At 38.7% G+C, this 21,161-nt stretch carries 10 protein-coding genes; 7 read left to right on the top strand and 3 right to left on the bottom strand.

What is annotated here, in order from left to right:
* Positions 1-232 precede the first annotated feature (232 nt).
* Together BUB25_RS01145 and BUB25_RS01140 are read left to right on the top strand one after the other, a co-directional pair.
* Positions 233-1,720 (top strand): catalase, encoded by a 1,488-nt coding sequence (locus BUB25_RS01145; protein WP_072938503.1) that lies wholly within the window; start codon positions 233-235, stop codon positions 1,718-1,720.
* Positions 1,721-1,736: 16 nt separating this feature from the next.
* Positions 1,737-2,393, top strand: a complete 657-nt coding sequence (locus BUB25_RS01140; protein WP_072938500.1) for a VOC family protein — start codon at positions 1,737-1,739, stop codon at positions 2,391-2,393.
* A gap of 9 nt (positions 2,394-2,402) precedes the next feature.
* Here the strand turns inward: BUB25_RS01140 and purU are convergent, their stop codons facing one another.
* A complete protein-coding gene (gene purU, locus BUB25_RS01135) occupies positions 2,403-3,257 on the bottom strand; it encodes a formyltetrahydrofolate deformylase (protein WP_072938497.1) in 855 nt (284 codons plus the stop codon).
* 82 nt (positions 3,258-3,339) lie between these two features.
* Positions 3,340-4,050: a DUF4197 domain-containing protein gene (locus BUB25_RS01130; RefSeq protein ID WP_072938493.1), complete on the bottom strand. Its 711-nt coding sequence runs from the start codon at positions 4,048-4,050 to the stop codon at positions 3,340-3,342.
* A 304-nt stretch (positions 4,051-4,354) separates the two neighbouring features.
* On the opposite strand from BUB25_RS01130, the gene BUB25_RS01120 reads away from it, so the two are divergent.
* From BUB25_RS01120 to BUB25_RS01100, 5 genes are all read left to right on the top strand, one after another.
* Positions 4,355-7,807 carry a methylmalonyl-CoA mutase family protein gene (locus tag BUB25_RS01120; RefSeq protein ID WP_072938485.1) on the top strand — a complete coding sequence of 1,151 codons (3,453 nt, stop codon included), beginning with the start codon at positions 4,355-4,357 and terminating at the stop codon, positions 7,805-7,807.
* 504 nt (positions 7,808-8,311) lie between these two features.
* On the top strand, positions 8,312-9,532 hold the full coding sequence (locus tag BUB25_RS01115) for a 3-oxoacyl-[acyl-carrier-protein] synthase III C-terminal domain-containing protein (protein ID WP_072938481.1): 1,221 nt from the start codon (positions 8,312-8,314) through the stop codon (positions 9,530-9,532).
* Between the two features lie 1,174 nt (positions 9,533-10,706).
* Positions 10,707-16,511, top strand: a complete 5,805-nt coding sequence (locus tag BUB25_RS01110) for a hypothetical protein (RefSeq protein ID WP_072938476.1) — start codon at positions 10,707-10,709, stop codon at positions 16,509-16,511.
* A 513-nt stretch (positions 16,512-17,024) separates the two neighbouring features.
* Positions 17,025-19,235, top strand: a complete 2,211-nt coding sequence (locus BUB25_RS01105) for a T9SS type A sorting domain-containing protein (RefSeq protein WP_170066871.1) — start codon at positions 17,025-17,027, stop codon at positions 19,233-19,235.
* Between the two features lie 173 nt (positions 19,236-19,408).
* A complete protein-coding gene (locus tag BUB25_RS01100; RefSeq protein ID WP_072938467.1) occupies positions 19,409-19,918 on the top strand; it encodes a hypothetical protein in 510 nt (169 codons plus the stop codon).
* A 72-nt stretch (positions 19,919-19,990) separates the two neighbouring features.
* On the opposite strand, the gene BUB25_RS01095 is transcribed toward BUB25_RS01100, so the two are convergent.
* Complete coding sequence (locus BUB25_RS01095) at positions 19,991-20,968, bottom strand: TerC family protein (protein ID WP_072938462.1); 978 nt, start codon at positions 20,966-20,968, stop codon at positions 19,991-19,993.
* Positions 20,969-21,161 lie beyond the last annotated feature (193 nt).

Here is a 21,161-nt window from a genome sequence, read left to right as displayed (position 1 = left end):
AGTTTGTTGTTTATTAGTTAAGTTTTTTTAACTTTAAGTGTTTTTTCGAAGTTAACGGCATTAGTCCCCAAGTCCCTAATTTTGATCTTTTTTAGAGCAAGCCTTTTTTGCTCTTGTTACTTCTGTATCTTTTTTTCTGTTTTTTAAAAGCAGCTATAGCGTGTCCATTTTTTTTTGGATTGCAATTATTGTTTAGCATGTTCATTTGATAAAAATTTTTAAATTCTTCATCATGAAATTACATAAAAAGCTAACAACTGCATCGGGGAGACCTTATGTGGAAAATGAAAATTCCCAATCTGTGGGTTCGCGGGGTCCCCTTTTATTACAGGATTATATTCTTCACGAAAAAATGGCGCATTTTAATCGAGAGCGCATTCCGGAAAGGGTAGTGCATGCAAAGGGGTCGGGTGCTTTTGGAACTTTTACGGTAACCCATGATATCACGAAGTATACGAAGGCAAAAATTTTTTCGGAGATAGGGAAAGAAACCAAAATGCTGCTGCGCTTTTCTACGGTAGGTGGAGAGAAGGGCTCGGCAGATACAGAAAGAGACCCAAGAGGTTTTGCGATGAAGTTTTATACCGAGGATGGAAATTGGGATTTGGTCGGGAATAATACACCGGTCTTTTTTGTGAAAGACCCTAAAAAATTCGACGATTTTATACACACCCAAAAAAGAGACCCCCATACCAATCTGAAATCGCCCACGATGATGTGGGATTATTGGTCGTTGAATCCGGAAAGTTTGCATCAGGTTTTAATATTGATGTCAGACAGGGGGACGCCCTATGGATACCGCCACATGAATGGATACGGTAGTCACACCTATTCTATGATTGACGCGGCCAACAGACGAACTTATGTTAAGTTTCATTTTAAAACTGCCCAAGGAATACGGAATTTTACCAATGAAGAAGCGGCGCAGATGAAAGCCCATGATATGGATTTTGCACAAAGGGATCTGATAGAAAATATAGATGCGGGGAATTTTCCAAAATGGGATTTGAAAATACAAGTGATGAGCGAAGAGGAAGCGCTTAGTCAGGATTATTATCTGAATCCGTTTGATTTGACAAAAGTTTGGCCTCATGGTGATTATCCATTGATTGATGTAGGTGTCGTAGAATTGAATCAAAATCCGCATAATTATTTTCAGGATATCGAGCAGGCCGCTTTTGCGCCGGCGCATATCGTGGATGGCATTGGCTATTCGCCAGATAAAATGTTACAAGGACGACTATTGTCCTATCCGGATGCTCACCGCTATCGTTTGGGAACCAATTATGAACAAATTCCTGTAAACCGATGTCCTTTTGCCACAAACAACTATCAAAGAGACGGACAGATGCGGGTGGATGGTAACGGAGGGGAGAATCCTAATTATTTTCCCAATAGTTTTGACGGTATGGAAATTGATTCGGCATATCAGGAACCGCCGCTTCCTATTGACAGTCCTTATGCCGATTGGTACGACAGGAATTGCGAAGGCGAGAACGATCATTTTACGCAGCCGGGAAATTTGTTTAAAATTATGACGCCTGAACAACAACTAAATACTATTAACAATATCATTGGAGCCATGTCAGGAATTGAAGGGCCTAAAAAAGCTGAAATTGTCAACAGGCAATTGAGTCATTGGTACAGAGCAGACGGTCGTTTAGGAGCAGCGATTGCTGATGGGTTAGGGGTTGATGTAGATATGGAAGAGCCAGAATAGTTTTAGTGCAACTGATATGACTATTTTGGAACTGGAGTTGCTGACAAATGATATTAAGGCAACGGATGCTTTTTATGCAGGGAAACTGGGACTGCCAATTATTTCAAAGAACCAATCCCGTATTTCATTTGGAATCAAGGAAACGAAGCTGACTTTCAGATTGTCTAACATTCAAAAACCGATTTATCATTTTGCCTTCGATATTCCAAACAATCAGTTGCTGGAAGCCTTTGACTGGATGGATGAAAAAGCCGAAATTTTGGAAGTCGTTTCCCCTGATAAAATTGCAGATTTTCATAATTGGAATGCGAAATCATTTTATTTTTATGACAACAACGGAAATATTTTAGAATTCATTGCCCGATATAATTTGGATAATAAATCGGATAAACCCTTTAATAGTTCTTCGATTTTATCGGTGAGTGAAATTGGTTTTGTGGCTAAAAGTGTTTCGCAGTTTTGCGATGAATTAGTGGAGAAATACGATCTCGCTGTTTTTTCGATACAACCCAAACTGGAAAAGTTCATCGTTCTGGGGACAGAAACGGGACTTTTTATACTCGCTGCAGAAGGTAAAGATTGGTATCCCACAAAAATTAAGGCAAAGCCGTTTTGGAAAAAAGTAACTTTTGAAAATGAAAATAAAACGAATTACATTCAAGGTAATTATTAAACCTTGCTTTTAGTAAAACACCACCGTTTTATTCTCAAATACCATCACTTTCCTTTCTGAATGCAGTTTTATGGCTCTGGCCAAAACCGTGCGCTCCAGATCGCGCCCTTTCATGATGAAATCTTCAATGGAATTAATATGCGAAACACGGGTAATATCCTGTTCAATGATTGGTCCTTCATCCAGTTCCTCGGTCACATAATGGCTGGTTGCGCCAATGATTTTCACGCCTCTTTTAAATGCCGAATGGTAGGGTTTGGCACCCGGAAAAGCAGGTAGAAACGAATGGTGGATATTGATAATTTTGTTTTTGTAAAGTGCAATCAATTTAGGTGTAATGATTTGCATGTAACGCGCCAAAACAATAAAAGTAATCTGATATTGTTGTAATAATTCGATTTGGCGTTTTTCCCCTTCTTCTTTATTGTCTTTTGTAAACGGGACATGATAAAATGGAATATTGAACTGGTCTGCAATAGGTTTTAAATCGATGTGATTGCTGATGATCAGCGGAATTTCGATGTCTAATTCCCCGGCGCTGTGACGCCCTAAAATATCAAAAAGACAGTGGTTGTATTTGGATACAAACAAGGCCATTTTGGGTTTTGTTTCTTTGCTGTAAAAATCCCAAGACATTTGGAAGTCTCGGGCAATGGTTTGTTCAAAATTAGTTTTTATCGAATCCAGAGGGATTGATGCATTGGTCAGTTCGGTTTCCAATCGCATGAAAAATACATTTTGCTCCACATCAACATGCTGGTCAATATAGATAATGTTTCCTTCGACTTTTACTATAAAATTAGTCACTGCGGCAATAATCCCTTTTTGGTCTTTGCAGTGAATAAGTAGGGTGATTTTTCGCATTTTGGTTGGTTATTTTTTGGCAGTCAATAGGTTTTAAAGCTATTGTAGCGTATGTAATTTTATTGTGTAATTCTGATTTTTTTTAAATCTTCTTGTCTTGCATGGCAAAGACTTTTTGTAATAAAGGGGAAGTTCGGGCACTTAGATTGGTTCTGATGTTTTTTTCTTCGACAGCCACCATTTTAAAAACGCCCTTCATTGCTTGGTTCGTAACATAATCTGTCAAATCAGGGTTTACTTTATTGACTAATGGAATGCTATTGTATTTGGTGATAATAGTACTCCAAACCTTGTCGGCTCCTACCTTGGAAAAAGAATTTTTAATCACCGGATTGAATTTTCCGTACAACGCAGTCGAAGTGCTGTTTTGCAAATAATTTGTAGCAGAACTTTCATTCCCCATCAAAATTCCTCTGGCATCAGCAAAAGACATGTTTCTTACGGCATCTACAAAAATAGGTGTGGCTTCTTTTACCGCATCTTCGGCAGCGCGGTTCAATACTTTCAAGCCTTCATCGGCCAAGGCACTCATTCCAATTCTTCTCAAGCCTGTATCTACTTTTCGCAATTCTTCGGGCAAGAGAATTTTTACGGCTTCATTCTTGTAAAAGCCATCGGTGGCGGTCAATTTACTGACTTGTTTTGAAATTCCGTTGTTTAAGGCTTCTTTTAATCCTCCTGATATATCGACCAATCCCATAGCTTGGGTTTGCGGGAATTGATTCATTACTTGTTGCATCTCGGCACAACCAAAAAGAGAAAATACTGCTATTAAAGTCAAAAATTGTTTCATGTGTCTGTTTTTTTATGATTGTTTTTCTTTTTATTTAGTGCTCGGAGTCAAAAATACTATTTAATTCAAAAACAAAGCTATAATTTTGTTTAGAAGCTTAAACATTTGGGGTTATTTGGCCACAATAGTCCCGCTGTCCGTTGTATCCATGCCTTATTGCTCCGTTCCTCGCAAGGCATGGGATGCTACTTCCATCGGGGCTAAGAAGAAGTTTAATTGCTTTTTTATCAACAAGCTGAACGAAGGTTAAGCAATCATTAAAAAAATTTGTAAATTGCACGACTAAAATTATCATATTCTCAAAATGAATACACAAACACCATATATTCCTAAGAATAAAGTAAGAATTGTCACCGCGGCCTCTCTTTTTGACGGTCACGATGCGGCCATCAATATCATGAGAAGAATTATACAATCTACCGGAGTAGAAGTAATTCATCTTGGGCATGACCGCAGTGTTGAAGAGGTGGTGAATACGGCCATTCAGGAAGATGCCAATGCGATTGCCATGACTTCCTATCAAGGAGGACATAACGAGTATTTTAAATACATGTATGATTTGCTAAAAGAAAAAGGAGCAGGGCATATCAAGATTTTTGGTGGCGGAGGCGGAGTGATTCTGCCTTCTGAAATTGCAGAATTGCAAGCTTATGGAATCTGTCGTATTTATGCGCCAGATGATGGTCGTTCTATGGGATTACAGGGAATGATCAATGATTTGGTAGAGCGTTCTGATTTCCCTACCGGTGATACATTGACCGATGAGGTACAACAATTGGAATCTAAAAATCCGACAGCCATTGCCAGAATCATATCAGCGGCAGAGAATTTCCCTGAAGTGGCCAAGCCGGCTTTGGAAGCCATTCATAAAATCAACGAAAATTGCACAACGCCAGTTCTGGGAATTACAGGAACGGGTGGGGCTGGGAAATCTTCATTGGTGGATGAATTGGTTCGTCGTTTCTTGATTGACTTTCCGGAGAAAACCATCGGATTGATTTCTGTAGATCCATCCAAACGTAAAACAGGAGGCGCCTTATTAGGAGACAGAATCCGTATGAATGCGATTAACAATCCTCGAGTGTATATGCGTTCATTGGCTACGCGTCAATCGAATTTGGCTTTGTCAAAATATGTTGCCGATGCGATTCAAGTCATCAAAGCGGCAAAATACGATATTATAATCCTTGAAACTTCGGGAATTGGTCAATCGGATACGGAGATTATGGACCATTCGGATGTTTCGTTGTATGTCATGACGCCGGAATTTGGAGCGGCTACCCAATTGGAAAAAATCGACATGCTTGATTTTGCTGATTTGGTCGCCTTGAATAAATTTGACAAGCGCGGTGCTTTGGATGCTATTCGGGATGTCAAAAAACAATACCAACGCAACCACAATCTGTGGGATGTGAATCCGGATGAAATGCCGGTATTTGGAACCATTGCTTCGCAGTTCAACGATCCGGGAATGAATACGCTGTACAAGGCAATCATGGATAAAATTGTGGAGAAAACCAATTCTGATTTGAAGTCGACCTTCGAAATCAGCCGTGAGATGAGCGAGAAGATTTTTGTTATTCCGCCACATAGAACCCGTTATTTGTCTGAAATTGCTGAAAGCAATCGCAAATATGATGAAATAGCTTTAAGCCAAGAGCAAGTTGCCCAAAAATTATACGGAATTTTCAAAACCTTGGAAACGGTTTCCGGAAAAGTACCCGTTATCACAAAAACTGGAATTGATGATAATTCGGTTTTGCCAAGCGCTATTGAATCCGAAAAGCCAGGAGCAGCTGAAAATAAAATATTCCTTAATCTTTTACTGAACCAGTTTGATAAAGTAAAAATGGATTTGGATCCCTACAATTGGGAAATCATATTGAATTGGAACGAAAAAGTAAACAAATATAAAAATCCGGTTTATACCTTTAAGGTTCGCGACCGGGAAATAAAAATGGCAACGCATACGGAGTCGCTTTCGCATTCACAAATCCCGAAGATTGCCTTGCCAAAGTACCAGGCTTGGGGCGATATTCTGCGTTGGTGTTTACAGGAAAATGTACCGGGAGAATTTCCTTTTACCGCCGGTTTGTACCCTTTTAAGCGAGAAGGAGAAGACCCTTCAAGAATGTTTGCCGGAGAAGGCGGACCGGAACGAACGAATAAGCGTTTTCACTATGTAAGCGCGGGTTTGCCGGCTAAACGACTGTCGACTGCTTTTGACAGTGTGACTTTGTACGGAAACGATCCGCATCTTCGTCCTGATATTTACGGAAAAATAGGGAATGCCGGTGTTTCTATTTGTTGTCTGGACGATGCCAAAAAGCTGTATTCCGGTTTTGATCTGGTTCATGCGATGACTTCGGTAAGTATGACCATCAATGGACCGGCACCTATGTTGTTGGGCTTTTTTATGAATGCCGCTATTGATCAGCAATGCGAGTTGTACATAAAAGCGAATGGTTTAGAGCAAGAAGTTGAAGCTAAAATAGCTAAAATATACAAAGATAAAGGTGTCCAAAGACCGCATTATCAAGGAGATTTACCCGAAGGAAATAATGGATTAGGTTTGTTTCTTCTGGGGGTAAGCGGAGATCAGGTGTTGCCTTTGGAGGTGTATAATGAAATCAAAGCAAGAACATTATCTCAAGTTCGTGGAACCGTTCAGGCAGATATTTTGAAAGAAGACCAAGCACAAAATACCTGTATTTTCTCGACGGAATTTGCTTTACGATTGATGGGTGACGTGCAGGAATATTTTATTACTAAGAATGTAAGGAATTTTTATTCGGTTTCGATCTCAGGATATCATATTGCTGAGGCAGGAGCAAATCCAATCACGCAATTGGCTTTCACGCTTTCAAACGGTTTCACTTATGTAGAATACTATTTGAGTCGTGGCATGAATATCAACGATTTTGGGCCAAATTTATCCTTCTTTTTTTCGAACGGAGTAGACCCGGAATATGCAGTAATTGGTCGTGTGGCACGTAAAATTTGGGCGAAAGCCATGAAAAATAAGTACGGGGCCAATGAAAGAGCGCAGATGCTGAAATACCATATTCAAACATCGGGACGTTCTTTGCACGCACAGGAAATTGATTTCAATGATATTCGTACCACTTTGCAGGCCTTGTATGCCATTTATGACAACTGTAATTCCTTGCATACTAATGCGTATGACGAGGCAATTACAACCCCAACAGAAGAATCGGTGCGTCGTGCGATGGCGATTCAGTTGATTATCAATAAGGAATTGGGTCTGGCCAAAAATGAAAACCCAATCCAGGGCGCTTTTATTATCGAGGAATTGACTGATTTGGTTGAAGCGGCTGTCTTACAGGAATTTGATCGAATTACAGAACGAGGTGGTGTGCTTGGCGCGATGGAAACCATGTACCAGCGTTCTAAAATTCAGGAAGAAAGTTTGTATTATGAAACTTTGAAACATACGGGTGAATTTCCAATTATTGGAGTCAATACGTTCTTGAGTTCCAAAGGTTCGCCAACGGTAATTCCGGCCGAAGTGATTCGAGCAACTGAGGAAGAAAAGCAATACCAAATCACGATGTTGGAGCATTTGCATCAAGCCAATCACGACAAAGTAGATGCGCAATTGAAAGCCATTCAAGAAGCGGCTATTAAGAATGAAAACCTATTCGAATATTTAATGGAAGCGACCAAAGTTTGTTCGTTAGGACAAATCACAGCGGCCTTGTTTGAAGTAGGAGGTCAATATAGAAGGAATATGTAAGTCAAAGAGTTGGATTCCTTATTCCGTTTTTGAAAACAAAGCATCATAGCTTTACAGAAATATTCAATCAGAATTTTAAAGACCTTTCAGAGATGAAAGGTCTTTTTTATTTTGAGGCTAAGGGTTGAATAGTCAAAAGTAAGATCTGTCATTTTCTCTGTTTTTAAATTTTGGATTGCAGTTGGTAATTAGTGCTAAGTGAATTATCTAGCGTGGCAGCATTCTTACAATGTGTTGATAATGAGTATTTTAACAAAATTACAACATTGCGTAAGTTGTTGTTAATCAAGTGATTGTGGTTTATTTCAATTAAGAGCTTAGTTGGCTTATTTCTTTTTAAAAAGTTTTAATTTATTTTTAGTAGAGAATTCGGTTCAAAACTTATGAAATATGTTGAATTTCAATTCGATAGGGTTCCTATGCTGCCTCTAGATTTTATTTAAATAAGCTTTAGCGGAGTAAATACGAATCTTTTATTCTAATTAAAGCAAATGTTAACTTCTTATGAAAAGTGTTATTATTTCCAATTTTCATCCTATTCAGGTTGGTACCTTATTCGACCAGGCAAAGCTCAATCAGTACACCAAGTTTTTATATTATCATTTTCAAAACCTACCTAAGATAGATGCTTCAGGGAATGAGGTTAATGAGGATGAGTCGGTTAGCTTTAAGTTTATTTCGGATCAGGTGGATAAGTATTCTGTTTCTCCGGAAAGTATTAATTGCAGACAAAGTATCATTTTTGAGGAAGTTGAAGACTTTATTGAAAATATAATGGACATCACTTCCCCTTCAGAATATCATTTTCCAAGTGGTTTTGAAGTCAAGTCCGGGCATTCTTTTGGCCCTAAGATTGAGGTTCGAATGGAATGGTTCAAAAGAAAAATGGGCTTTGTTTTTGATGCATTTTATTCCAATGTAAGCGCCAGACCTGAAAATCTTATACATGTTACTTGTTCCGGTTATTCTTCGCCCAGTGTTGCCCAGGAAGCGGTAATAGAAAGAAACTGGGAAACGGTTCAGGTCACCCATTCCTACCACATGGGCTGTTACGGCGCTTTTCCGGCAATCCGTACCGCCAGCAGTTTAATAAGCGCCAGTAAAAGTAACGGTAGGGCAGACGTGGTTCATACGGAATTATTGTCGGCACATTTGAATTTAACAGAATTTTCCTCAGCCAATACGATGATTTGCTCGCTTTTTGCGGATGGTTTTATAGGCTATTCTTTATATGAAGAGCAGTCATTCCTGAATGATGCCAGTATTACAGAGAAAAAAGGATTGCGAATTTTGGCTTTTCATGAGGTTATTATCCCGGATTCCCTGGAAGATATGTCTTGGGATTTAGGAGAGTACAATTTTTTGATGACACTTTCTAAACGGGTTCCTGTTTTTATTCGTAAAAACATCAAATCATTTTTAAGCACACTTTGTAAAAAAGGAGATATTGATCTTGAAGAACAGAAAGCCAATATGCATTTTGCGATTCATCCCGGCGGACCTAAAATTATTGATTATGTGGTCAGTGAAATTGGTCTTTCAAAAGAACAGGCCTATTGGTCTTTCGAAGTCCTACGAGGTCATGGAAATATGTCTTCGGCTAGCATCCCACATATTTTTAATGAAATTGTAAATGATTCAAACATTCAGCCGGGAACCAAAGTTGTTGCCATGGCCTTTGGACCGGGTCTTACTGCTACCGGATTGTTGCTTGAAAAAATCTGATTTTTTTTTTAAGTAAAATTTAGCTTGTTAAAGCTACTAAATTACAATAGGTTTCATTTTAAACCAGTTAACATTTCCTAAACAAGAATCACAACAATGAAGAATAAAACGGAAATGAAAGTCTAATAAAGAACATCCAATTAGTTTTTTAGATCGTTACTCTATTAAATCAGCAAAAGACCTTTTCAGCAATGAAAGGTCTTTTTTTTTTTTTTCAATTGAGCAAGTTGGGTCACTTTTTTGTAAAACTGTAGTAAACAGATGTTAAAACTGTTGATTTTTATTTTTGAAACTAATAAAAGAGGTTCATTTTACAGATTAAAAATTATGTATCATTTTGCGTTTTTTTTTATTTTAAAATCAAGATTTATTCGATAGAATGCGAATGTATTAGATTAATTTTTAGAAGTTTAACATTATTTTGGGATCAACCTTATTTTGGTAATATTATTTGTAATAATTTAATTATCAGGTAGTTAACATGTTATTTATTGTTAATGTTTTATTTGTGTAATGCTTTTCTTAGCGCGCCTTGTTCTTTGTCGTAGAAAAAAGAATTTGGTCTTGTTTAGACTAATTCCCTTCTCTTTTTTTAGCTAAACCCTTAAATTTGAGTGTATAGAAACCTAATTCAATAGTCTTAAAATATTAACTGAAAATTCAGAAAAAAGGACAGTCTATATTTTTAGTCAGCACATAAAAACGGCTTTTTGATACTGTGATTCTGTATGAATTTTTTTTAAGGTTTTCTCCTCAAGTATAGCAACTTTTTTTAAAAATACTGAGTTTTTTATATGAAAAATGTTAATCGTTTTAATATTAGTAATTGTTTGAAAAAAGGATTTTAATTTCTTTTCTATTGAAATAATCCTTTGATTGATAGTGTGCTTCAGGAGTATTTTTTGAAGTTTTCTTTTCTGTAGCGGCTTTTCTTCCCCAAGTCTGAAAATGCTTGTTTTTAACCTTTTGGTCACTCCTAACTTTAAAAGTCATTTATCAATAATGACTCTCTTATTGGTAAGGAATCGCATGATTGTTAGTGTTCATGTTTTATCCTTTGAATGATGGCCTACTTCATAAAGCGTTTTATGAAGGTAATTCTTTTAACAGCTTTTACCTCAATTCTCTGAATTGCCTACTCAATTTTAATTTATGGCATAAAAATACTATTACTATGAAAAATATTATTTTTTACACGATTAAAAGTGTACTGAAATGCTGGTACACTTTTTCCTGCTGTCTCAAAGCGGGTTTTTCGAGCTTTTTTTGGACGAATACGTTCTCTAAAAAGCTCTTTTTTTATGGATCACTGCTGCTTTTAGGATTTGGTTTTACGACTACTACTTATGGGCAGCTTGTTGGTGGGGCCGCTGTCAAGGCCAATTTTGGTATTGAGGCCGATGCCTATGCTAATTTGCTGCAGTTCGGGAATCTTGGCGGTGGCCAGAATACTGATGACTGGTTTAATCATACATATGCTTTGCCTGATAGTAAAGGTAAAGGAGTAATAGATGAGAGTACTGCGGCTGCGAAAAGAGCTTCAATATTAGCCAATAATAATTTTTCCTTTGAGCTAAGACAGTCTATCAGTAATCCAACTTTTCCTTATCCATATCCCGTTGTCAGCTCAGGAGACGGCAAGGACTATCTGTGGTTGGATGCCGTTTACGGCAGAGATAACAATTCTGCTCAGGGTAATTCTGATGCTACTATTTTTACTGCTACTTCTGATAAAAATCCGGATAACCCTATCACTTGGAATCTTGGATCTGGAAGTGTGCCACAAAAAGATGATATCATTGATGTTATGGCGCATTTAAGAGGAACAAATCCACATGATCCTTCCAAGAATCCAGGATTTCCATTAGATGACAGACCCTTTGATGAACTTTGGGCCTATGCTGCAGCTACACTCAGATCGACTGATGGTAGTAAGCATATTGATTTTGAATTCTTTAGAACTTTAGTAGCTTTCAATGGATCACAATTTACTAATACGGGAAATGATGGTGGGCGTACTGCCTGGGTTTTTGATGCAAGTGGTAACATTATTACTCCCGGAACGATCATTGTTTCTGTAGATTATGAAAATGGAGGAACCAAACCGGATGTAAGAATCCGATTGTGGATGTCAGAGGCTCAGTTTAACAGTTTGTTTTCGACTCCAAATCTCAAATTTACTCCAGTAGCAGGCTCTTTTGAAAAGGGTTTGCAAAGCGGAGATTTCGGATATGCCCGTATTACTGACAAAAGTGGATCGGATACAAATATATTTGGTAGAGTTAATGCTGAAGATACAACCTTGGGGCCACCTTGGGGAACTATAGAAGGGCCTAATGCTACTTTCTTCGATAACTACCAAAAATTCCAACATGTAGAGATTGGTATTAATCTGACTGCTTTTGGATTGGACAGAAAAGGAAGTTCTGATCCCTGTGCCAATATATTGGGTAGTTTAGTGGTTAAAACCAGAAGCTGCGCAGGGGGGAATAATGACCCTTTCAGCTGTGAGTTAAAAGACTTTGCGGGCCCCTACCTGTTTGGATTTACGGTTAAACCGGAAGTGACATTGGGGGTTGATCGTTCCATTACGTGTACTAACGCTAATGCGACAATTACAGCTACAGCTGTGATGCCGCCAGGGGCAATTGTTGCATTTTATGGGCCTGATCCAACGCCAGGAGATAAAACAGATGGTATTGGGCCACTCCTTCCAGCGGAAGATTCGGAACCCGACTTAAATCGTTTAGTTACGCAAGGTGGGGTATATGCTGCTGTTGTTTCGGCAACTGGCTTTGCAGGCTGTACGGCTACAAGTTATGTAACCGTTTTAGAAGATAAAGTGCCGCCAACGGCCAGTGATGCTCATACTGATGTAAGTTGTAACGGAGCCTCTGATGGTTCAGTGACTATAACTTTCAGCGGAGGAACAGCTCCTTATGAAGTTAATTTTAACGGTGGCGGATTTGTAACACAAACTTCTCCAAAAACCTATTCCGGTCTTATTGCGGGAAGCTATTCCTGGATTGTAAGAGGAGCAAATGGATGTGAACAATCCGGTTCAGAAACAGTAGGAGAACCTACCGTTCTTTTGGCCAGTGATGCTCATACTGATGTAAACTGTAATGGAGGAACTGATGGTTCAGTAACGGTCACTTTTAGTGGTGGTACGGCTCCTTATATGGTGAACTTTAACGGAGGCGGATTTGTAGCACAAACTTCCCCTAAACTTTATTCAGGATTGGCAGCGGGTACTTATTCCTGGACTGTCAAAGACGCCCATGGATGTGAACAATCCGGTTCAGAAACAGTGGGTCAGCCCACCGCTCTTACGGCTACTGATGCGCATACTGATGTAAATTGTAATGGAGGTAGTGATGGTACGGTTACTATTACTTTTGGCAATGGTACGACTCCATATACCATAAGTTTTAACGGAGGCGCTTTTACTGCACAAACATCCCCTAAAGTTTATTCAGGACTGGCAGCGGGCACTTACCCATGGACTGTAAGAGACGATCACGGATGTGAATTGTCAGGATCAGAAACCGTGGGACAACCAGCGGCTCTTGCAGCCAGCGATGTTCATACTAATGCATCCTGTAATGGAGTAGCTGATGGTTCAGTAACGGTCACTTTTAGTGGTGGTACAGCTCCTTATATGGTGAACTTCAATGGAGGTGGATTTATAACACAAACTTCCCCTAAACTTTATTCAGGATTGGCAGCGGGTACTTATTCCTGGACTGTTAAAGACGCTCATGGATGTGAACAATCCGGTTCAGAAACAGTTGGGCAACCAACCGATCTTGCAGCCAGTGATGCTCATGTTGATGTGAGTTGTAATGGCGGAACTGATGGTTCAGTAACAGTCACTTTTAGTGGTGGTACGGCTCCTTATATGGTGAACTTCAACGGCGGAGGATTTGTAGCACAAAGCTCTCCTAAGCTTTATTCAGGTCTTGCAGCGGGTACTTATTCATGGACTGTCAAAGATGCCCATGGATGTGAGCAATCCGGTTCAGAAACAGTGGGACAACCAACCGCTCTTGCAGCCAGTGATGCTCATGTTGATGTGAACTGCAATGGTGGTACCGATGGTTCGGTTACTGTCACTTTTAGTGGCGGTACAGCTCCTTATATGGTGAACTTCAACGGCGGTGGATTTGTAACGCAAACTTCCCCTAAACTTTATTCAGGACTGGCAGCGGGTACTTATTCATGGACAGTAAAAGATGCCCATGGTTGTGAGCAATCCGGTTCAGAGACTGTGGGGCAACCTACCGCTCTTGCAGCCAGTGATGCTCATACTAATGCATCCTGTAATGGAGTAGCCGATGGTTCAGTTACTGTGACTTTCAGTGGTGGTACGGCTCCTTATATGGTGAATTTTAATGGAGGTGGATTTGTAACGCAAACTTCCCCTAAACTTTATTCAGGATTGGCAGCGGGTACTTATTCATGGACAGTAAAAGACGCCCATGGATGTGAACAATCCGGTTCAGAAACCGTGGGTCAACCAACGGATCTTACAGCTAGTGATGCTCATGTTGATGTAAGCTGTAATGGTGGAAGAGATGGTTCGGTAACAGTCACTTTTAGTGGCGGTACTGCTCCTTATATGGTGAACTTCAACGGCGGAGGATTTGTAGCGCAAACTTCTCCTAAACTTTATTCAGGATTGGCAGCAGGTACTTATTCTTGGATTGTCAAAGATGCCCATGGATGTGAACAATCCGGCTCTGAAACAGTAGGACAGCCAACAGCCCTTATGGCCAGTGATGCTCATACTGATGTAGCTTGTAACGGAGGATCTGATGGTTCAGTAACAGTTACTTTTAGTGGCGGTACGGCTCCTTATATGGTAAACTTCAATGGCGGCGGATTTGTAGCGCAAACATCCCCAAAAGTTTATTCAGGACTGGCAGCAGGTACTTATTCATGGACAGTAAAAGACGCTCATGGATGTGAACAAACCGGATCAGAAACTGTAGGACAGCCAGCTGCTCTAATAGCCAGTGATGCTCATGCCGATGTAAATTGTAATGGAGGTACTGATGGTTCAGTTACTGTTACTTTCAGTGGCGGTACAGCTCCTTATATGGTGAACTTTAATGGCGGTGGATTTGTAGCGCAAACTTCCCCTAAACTTTATTCAGGATTGGTAGCGGGCACTTATTCATGGACAGTAAAAGACGCTCATGGATGTGAACAAGCCGGATCAGAAACTGTAGGACAACCAACTGCTCTTACGGCCAGTGATGCTCATGTTGATGTGAGTTGTAATGGTGGAACTGATGGTAGTGTAACAATTACCTTCGGCAATGGTACTACTCCGTATACAGTGAGCTTTAATGGAGGTGCTTTTACAGCACAAACTTCACCAAAAGTTTATTCAGGTTTAGCAGCAGGTACTTACCCATGGACTGTAAGAGATGATCATGGATGTGAATTGTCAGGCTCAGAAATAGTAGGGCAACCAACCGCTCTTGCAGCCAGTGATGCTCATGTTGATGTAAGTTGTAACGGAGGATCTGATGGATCGGTAACAGTTACCTTTAGTGGCGGTACAGCTCCTTATATGGTAAATTTCAATGGTGGTGGTTTTGTAACGCAAACATCCCCTAAACTTTATTCAGGACTGGCAGCAGGTACTTATTCATGGATCGTAAAAGACGCTCATGGATGTGAACAATCCGGCTCTGAAACAGTAGGACAACCTACCGCTCTTATAGCCAGTGATGCTCATACCGAAGTGACTTGTCTGGGAGATTCAGACGGTTCCGTTACTCTTACTTTTAGTGGAGGAACAGCTCCTTATATGGTGAATTTCAATGGAGGTGGTTTTGTAACGCAAAGCTCTCCAAAAGTTTATTCAGGACTGGCAGCAGGTACTTATAATTGGATCGTAAAAGACGCACATGGATGTGAGCAATCCGGTTCAGAAGTAATAGCTGAAGGACCATCATGTGCTGCAGCTATATGTACTTATACTCAAGGAGCTTATGGTAATTCTGGAGGTAAATACTGTGACGGATCAGTAGGAGGAATTTCCACTGCGAATTTAATTACGCAGGCATTAACTAATGCCGGAGGTTCTATTACCATAGGTAAAAACGCTCAAACTGTCATTATGTCTTTACCGGGTGCTGTTAGTTGCATTATTGACGTAATGCCGGGCGGAGGCAAAGCCAGAGAACTTGATGGAGGTAATGTAAGTATTTGTGGATTGCCAGCTTCCTATTTGAAAAATGGCCGAATTAACAACGTGCTTCTTTCACAAACCATTGCCATGGCGTTGAATATTAATATAACCAGTCCGTCTGATTTAGGAGCATTCCTATTGCAGGCAGGTACTTTGGCAACAGCCAAGCCTGATGGCGGATGTGGATCTGATATTCCAAAAACAAGAGTTTGTGGTCATTATGAAGGTGATATTTGGGTGCCAACTGTAAATGAGTATACTCGTAGAACATTCAGCGCTGCTGTTATTAATGCTATTAATGGTGATAAAACAGTTGCCGGTTTGTTAGATTTAGCAAATCGTGCCTTAGCTAATGTTGACGGAATTAAAAACTCTGAAGGAGGTGCATCATTATCTGATATTGCGGGTGCTGTTGGTGCTATTAATGAAGTGTTTGACGAATGTGCTATATTCGTTGGTTGGGATATTCCTGAATGTCCTAAAGCAGAACAATCATCACTTTCTAGTGCAGAACTTGCCGGTTTTACTGCGAGTCCGGTTCCATTTAAAGATCAGTTGACTATCAGATATGATTTTGATTATCAGTCTGACGTGAAAATTGAAGTGTTTAATACACAAGGAACCTTAGTGTATTCTAAAAAAGACACTAATAGTTACTTAAATAAAAATGTTATGCTTGATCTTAATGTGAATATAGGACAAGAGCAAGTTTTTATTGTGAAATTGACTACTGATAGAGGAAGCAGTTCCAAGAAAGTAATGTCTTCAGAATAATTTAATACTAATTTTCTAATCCTAATAAAACATTAGAGAAGGATTAGGTAACCATGATTAAACCCCGAAAGTATCGCTTTCGGGGTTTATTTATAGTTTTTTAATTGAATTAGCGACTTTTTTCGGACAAATGGATTTAGTTTAAGATTCTTTTAAATGATGGCGTACTTCATGAATTTGTTTTATGAAGATATTATGTTTTTCTACAAGTTTTTCCAAATCTGCTAGTTTCCTACTTTGTAATAATTTATGGTATTAAATTTTATTATCATGGAAAATTTTACAATTTCGAATTTTTTCGATGTTTTACTACGTAAAGTGATTTGTCCTTTTTTAAAAAAAGATAGTATTTTTAATTTAGGTCTTCTTATACCTCATCTTTCAAATCTGATATCCAGATTTCAAAATCAAAATTTTGCACAAAGTTATTCCCACAATAACATTTTAAAATCAAGTAAAGAGAGCTCTTCCCTTTGGTTTAAGAACCTGCTGATATTATTATTAATTTGTTTCTTGAGTTTCTCTTCACAAATGTATGGACAGTTTGCTAATGTAAACCCGCCATTTGGGGGTTTTGCTATTGATGGAGGTTTAAGAGCCAATACGCCAACCAGTCCTAGCCCCTTTGCTTTCAATCAAGGCGATTGGTATCCTGGGGCAGGAGGTACAGGTGGATCTGTTTTTGATGAATCCGGAGTGCCAATAGGACCCGCTACCGCTCAGACAAGTGGACGTGTGGATACAGAAGAGCCTTTTGGTTCTAATGACGACATTTTTACAAATGGAAGTAAATTCAATGACTATGTGTCGGCTTTAAGATGGTTTGATAATTCGGCTCCGGATAAAAATGATATTGATAATGCATTGTATCATGTGTCACGTGATTCCGGTAATAACCAATGGATTTTTATTTCCGGTGACCGTAAGTCTACTAATGGAACCAGTTACATTGATTTTGAATTATTGCAAGGTACGATTGTCCAAAATAATGATGGCACTTTTACCGGAGTCCCATTGGCAGGTAAATCAAATGGCGGAGGCAGAACCAAAGATGATATCATCATTTCTATGGAGTATACCAATGGAGGAACAAAGCCTAATGTATATATCTATCAATGGATGTTGAGTGGAACCAAGTGGTCTTATGAATTGGTAACTTTGGCAGATTTGGGTACTAACGCATTTGCCGAAACCAATAGAGCGGGCGCTGAATTGAATGTGCCTTATTCTGCATTTGGCTCTAATAGCTATCAGCAGTATGCATTTGTTGAAGCAGCGGTCAATGTGACTTATCTTCTAAATCAGGTACTTGGAGGAGCCAGTTGTAGCGGTCTTACAATAAAAACATTATGGGTTAAAACCAAGGCTTCTGCTGCTCCAACTGCTGCTCTCAAAGATTTTATAACTCCTATTTCAGTGGATTTTAATTTTGGTAGTACGGAAATCACTGGGATTGGCCCATTTTGCGCAGATGATACTACAGCTTATCTTCTATCGGCGGAACCTAGTGGCGGTACTTTTAGCGGACTAGGTGTTAGCGGTACGGGACCTTATTATTTTACACCTTCCAGTGCCGGTGCTGGTACTCACGAAATCTCTTACACTAGTTCTGATGGTAGTTGTACCGGGTCAATTAATATTGTAGTATATGCCAATCCAACGGTAACGGTTAATTCACCAACCAAATGTGCTAGCGATTCTGCAGTAACAATAACGGCGACACCTTCACCTACGGGTTCATATAACTATGCATGGACAGTTCCTGCAGGAGTAACGCCTCCCGGGAATGTAGCTTCTTTTTCTTCAAGCATTGCGGGTGTCTATAGTGTGATTATAACAAATCCTACCACAAGTTGTACAGGAAGTGGTTCCGGGACTCTGACCGTAAATTCGAATCCGACTGTAACGGTGAATTCGCCTACGAAGTGTGCCAGTGATCCCGCAGTAACAATAACTGCGACGCCATCTCCCGCGGGTTCATACAACTATGCATGGACCGTCCCTGTAGGAGCAACAGCTCCTGGGAATGTAGCTTCCTTTACTTCGAGTGTAGCGGGAACCTATAGTGTTATTATTACTAATCCTAGTACAACATGTACCGGTAGTGGTTCGGGCATTTTGACTGTAAATGCTAACCCATCTCCGCCAAATGTAACCTATAATCCGCCAGCTTGTGATGAGACTACTTTTAGTATTACTGTCAGTGGCGTTATCAGTGGCGCTACTTACACCGTAAAAGATAAGGACGGTAACACTGTTCCTGGGCTTTCTCCGTCATCTCCTCATATTGCTTTAAATACGAATAATATTATATTTAATAATTTTCCTGCCGGATCTGGTTATCAGGTTTCTGTTTCGGCCAGTGGCTGCGGTTCTCTTCCAGAGATTTGTCCAGCTCCGTCGTTACTTAAAATTACAGAAACGGCTGTATCAAAAGAACTGTCGACAAATAAGACAACTAAAAAAGCAAGTTTTGAGGCTTATCCTGTTCCTTTCAAAGACCAGTTGACCATTAAGTACAATTTTGATTATGTGTCTGACGTGAAAATTGAAGTGTTCGATACACAAGGTGTCCGGGTTTTTTCAAAAACAGATACCAATAGTTATCTGAACAAAGAAATTACACTGGATCTTCATACAAATAAAGCAAAAGAACAGATCTATATTGTAAAACTGACCACTGATAGAGGTACTAGTACCAAAAAAGTAATGTCTTCGCAATAAATTGATTTTTTAATTTTAAATTGAAAAGCAGCGGTCAAAAACGGCTGCTTTTTTATTGTTCATTTTTAAGGCTCGTTAAAAATGCTACATTTTTTTATTCAAAATAAACTTTGGCACAGTTCATGAATATATCGTTTTAACAAATAATTATTAATCAATTAAAATAGAATAGTATGAAAAAGATAATTACCCTTTTGTCCTTTGTAGGAATGTTGAGCTTACAAGGCTGTACCGTAAATGACACCACAGATTATGTGGATTATGATACCATTAGTGAGGTGTTTGAAATTAAGAATATTGATTTCGGTTATAATACGGTTGATGGATTTAATATTTATCAAAAGTTGACACCTAAAATACTAGCTTCAGATGTGGTGTTAATTTATAGGCTTTCTGGAACTATTGATTCCAATACTCCTATATGGCAATTAATACCTAGAACACTTTATTTAACAAATGGAAGAGAGATCGATTATGATTTTGATTTTAGTAGAGAAGATTTTAAAATATTTGCCAAAGGAAATTATGATTTAGAAACAACTCCTGGATATTTAGATAATCAGACTTTTAGAATAGTAATAGTTCCAGGGAATTTCGCAAAAACAATTGATAAAAACAATTTTGATGCTGTTATTACTGCTTTGAATGTGAATGAAAATCAAATTCAGAAAATTAATTTTTAGGGTTTAATCTGCTACAATCATAAAAAAAGGAAATCGTGAGATTTCCTTTTTTTATGCTTTCTAGTATAGGTTTTAAGAATTTTCGGATTCTGTATTTTCGTTAGAAACTTCTTTTTTATTTATTTTTAAGGATACTGCAATTCCCGTTAAAAGCGATACCGCAATGAATGCCAGTGATCCCCATTCCGGAATTTCTATAAAATCATGAAGCAGCATCTTGAGTCCCACAAAACTTAAGATAGCAATAAGACTGTATTCAAGGTAGCTAAATCTTTCGAGCATATTAGCTAAAAAGAAATACATGGATCGCAATCCTAATATGGCAAAAATGTTTGAGCTAAACACTAAGAAAGGATCGCTTGTTATGGCTAAAATAGCAGGAACGCTATCAAGGGCAAAGATAACATCCATCACTTCAATGATAATCAAGGCAACAAAAAGAGGCGTTGCTACATTAAGATGTCTTTTTTTTACAAAAAAATGTTCGCCATCGATATGAGTGGTTACAGGTATAAATTTACGTAAGCTTTTGTAAATAAATGATTTTTTGGGATTAAACTGTTCTTCTTCTTCTTTAGTGAATAGCATTTTTGCTGCTGTATAGAATAAAAAGGCTCCAAAAATGTAGGTGGTCCATGCGAATTTATTGATCAATAAGACACCAAAATAAATCATGATTCCTCTAAATACAATGGCGCCCAAAATTCCCCAGAACAAAACCCGGTGTTGGTATTTTTTTGGAATTCGAAAGGAATTAAAAATGATGGCGATGACAAATATATTGTCGACGCTAAGGGATAATTCGATTAAATATCCAGTGATGAATTTCATTGAGGCCACGGCCGGCTTTAATTCGTCAGGATTTGCAACATAATTGTTGGAGTACAACCAATAGATAACGCCTGAAAAAAGGAAGGAAATGCTGACCCAGATGGCGGTCCATTTACTGGCTTCTTTGGTACTAATAATATGAGGCGTTTTGTTGAATACACCCAAGTCGAGTGCAAGGAATAATAGAATAGCGATTAAAAAACAGATCCAGACAATCATAAAATTACAAGATTAATTAAAAGGGTAAAGATACTTTTAGATTTTTTATTTTTTAAATTTTAACTTAAAATTATTCTTTATTTATCCGGATAGGAAAATATTACTTTTTTTGAACATCAGTGTTGCAAAAAAAAAGGAGGTAAAATTATCATGTTCTAAATACTAAGCGAAAATATTGACGATTTAGTAATTT

The sequence above is a fragment of the Flavobacterium granuli genome, assembly GCF_900129705.1.
In the GTDB taxonomy this organism is placed as follows: Bacteria; Bacteroidota; Bacteroidia; order Flavobacteriales; family Flavobacteriaceae; genus Flavobacterium; species Flavobacterium granuli.
This window is presented reverse-complemented; position numbering and strand designations above follow the sequence as displayed.